This is a genomic window from Rhodococcus sp. T7, from assembly GCF_009872365.1.
Taxonomy (GTDB): Bacteria; Actinomycetota; Actinomycetes; order Mycobacteriales; family Mycobacteriaceae; genus Rhodococcus_F.
In genome coordinates this window covers 734,497-737,104 of sequence record NZ_WXYH01000389.1, presented here as the reverse complement: position 1 = coordinate 737,104, position 2,608 = coordinate 734,497, and the positions used below count along the sequence as shown (strand labels likewise).

The 2,608-nt window shown below is 66.0% G+C and carries 1 protein-coding gene; it reads right to left on the bottom strand.

Annotated elements, in window-relative coordinates; genetic code table 11:
• Positions 1-12 precede the first annotated feature (12 nt).
• Positions 13-2,334: a tyrosine-type recombinase/integrase gene (locus tag MLGJGCBP_RS47470; protein WP_236581721.1), complete on the bottom strand. Its 2,322-nt coding sequence runs from the start codon at positions 2,332-2,334 to the stop codon at positions 13-15.
• Positions 2,335-2,608: the final 274 nt, after the last annotated feature.

Sequence of the window (2,608 nt, the reverse complement as noted above, 5' to 3'; positions counted from 1 at the left end):
GGCTTCTCTGAACTAAGGATTATGGTGCGTTTGTGAGGTTTTCGGACGTTGCGTGTTCGGCACGCCGAGGTTGACGGAGTCGTTGTCCGAGCGCCGGTCGATTTGGGCGAGCTTGTCGTTGGCTCCGGCGAGGCTGATCCGGAGTCCTGCGACTTCGCCGAGCCAGCCTTCGTGTTCGGCTTCGGCGATGCGGGCGATCAGATTGTCTCGGATCTCGACAATGCGTTGCCGTTGGCCGGGTTCCGGCCAGTGCATGCTGCAACGTAGGCAACTGTGCTCGTGGACACATGGTGTTCCGACCGCGCGCCCACAGATTCCTGTGGAGACCTTGCGGCGCTCGAAGTGGCCAAGGAATTCCTGCCATTCGGCATCGGTGGGGACGCGGTATTCTTCGGTGGGCCGCATGGCCCGCCGTCGGGCAAGGAACGCCAGATGAGACTGGATGGCTTCGTCCGGATAGACAGCTTTGTAGCCCATGGTGATGTTGATGTCGCGGTGGCCGGCGATCACCTGGGCGATATGCGGTGGCAGCCCGCTCATGATCGCGTCAGTGATGAACAGCCTTCGGAAATCATGGGGCGTGAATCGCAATGGCTCATCAGTTGACGGGTCGGTAAGTCTGGTGCGGACCAATGCGGCGGCGAGAATGTCGCGAACGACGTCGGGGCTGATCCTGCGGCGCTCGGCGCCGAATCGGCGCTGGAACAACAACGGCGACGGTGGCAGCCATACGCATTCCTGCCAGTCGTAGGAGGCGATCAGTGGGATCTTGCCGGTGTGGTCGCGGACCCGGTGGATGACTGCGCTGAGCACGTCCGCCAATTCCGGCGAGACCAACAGGAGTCTCTCCTCGTCGGTCTTGGATGGGACGATCTGTAGCAGCGGCACCATTTCGTCGGTGGTGGGAAGGCGGTATTGCACAAAGCTGTGGTGCGAGAGTTCCAGCAGCTCCTCGACCCGGATGCCGGTGGCCCGCAGAACTTCAACGATCGCCCAGGCCCAGAAGGCGTGATCTTCTTCGAGTTCGAGGTCGCGTCGCTTGCCGGTGACGGGGTCCTCCGCCCAGACCTTGCCGCGGATGGCTTTGTGGCCGGTGACGGAGCGGATCAGTGTCTGCCCGGCTGCGGTGAACGGCTCCCCAGGCTGGGTATGGCGGGCTGCCTGCAGGAGCATCTCGGTTGCTTTGCGGTGCTCATTGACGGTGCGCACCAGGGTCGGCAGAACGGGTAGCCGTTCCCGGGTGCGGGCATCCATACGGGATTTGCGGTGCCGCTGGAGCTTTCGCCTGTTCGCCTCTTCTTCCTTGATGGGGCAGGGAACCGCCCACTGGGCCCAGCGGCCCGGGTCGTCGACGGCCCACTGGGCCAAGTCCAGGTAGAACGCCCGGATCGGGATCAGGCACTCCCGATAGTTCAGCCGTGGGACGTCGACGGTGACCTTCTCCCCGGTCTTCGCCGTAATCGTCTTCTGTTTGGTGCGCAGTCGTTGTTTCCAGGCGGCGGCGACCTCGTCGGGCAGGCGGAGGCTGTCGATGCCGGGATGGTGGATCTCCAAGTCCTTCCAGAATCGCGCCCCCAACGCGCACGCGAGGCCTTCCATGCTGGAGTAGTCCAGCGACGGCTGACGCTCCCGCAGATAGTCCACCAGCACATCACGGATCGGACGGCAGACGAGGCCGTATCGGTCGATCAGTTCCTCGGGTGTGCGCGGTCCAGCGGTGCCCCGTACCTCCCGCAGCGTCGACGGCGAGTCTGGGCCGACGACACCTGCCGTGCGCAGCAGCCGGTAGAACACGGCGGCGTCCCCGGACACCGATGCCAGCGTGTCGAGTTCGACGTCCAGCAACTCCAGGACGTCCCCGACGGTGACGTCGGCCAGCAGGCCACCCTTGGCCGCGATGATCTCGGCGGCGCGATACAAGGTGTGGCTGTTGGCGATCGAGGAGACGTGGGGATCCGCGTCGCACAGGATCCGCAGCCTGGCGAACCCGTCGGGGTCACGCGTCTGTGCCAGGTGACGCACCAGGCTTCCCGGGCCTGTCGCTTTGGCCACCAGCCAACCCAGCGCGGGGCGCACGAGATCTGCGCTGATCGCCACCAACAACGCCGAGGTCAGCGCTTCCAACCGCCATTCGGCGACCAGGCCGTGCTCCTGCAGCCATCGGGCCGGGATCTTGCGCCATCCCGCGCCTGCGGAGTCGGCTCCGCTGGCAAGCCAGCGCTCCTGCCAGGTCCCGCCCGGCTGGGCCTCCAACCAGTCCAGCAGAAACGTCAACCCTCGGAGGCGGATCTTCTGGGTGTGGGCGTTGTCCACCACAAAAGGTGCGCGGGTCAATCGATCCCACACCGCGTCGCGGCTTTGACCGGTGGCCGGCCAGGTCCCCGGAGAAGGCCGGGCCGGGAAACGAATGCGGGCCGCGTCCCGCCCTGTCGGCGGTCTCCCGGCCAGTAGGCGCGCTTCATCAACTGTGGCGGTCACGACACGCCATTGCCGAACAGGGCGTCCAGCGTCTCCGGCCGGTAGCCGGGCGCCGGGGCCGGGCGGGCCCGCTCAACCGCCCGCCGAGTCTGCTCGGCGTGGTGGGCCAGCACCCGCCGGATCACATCCT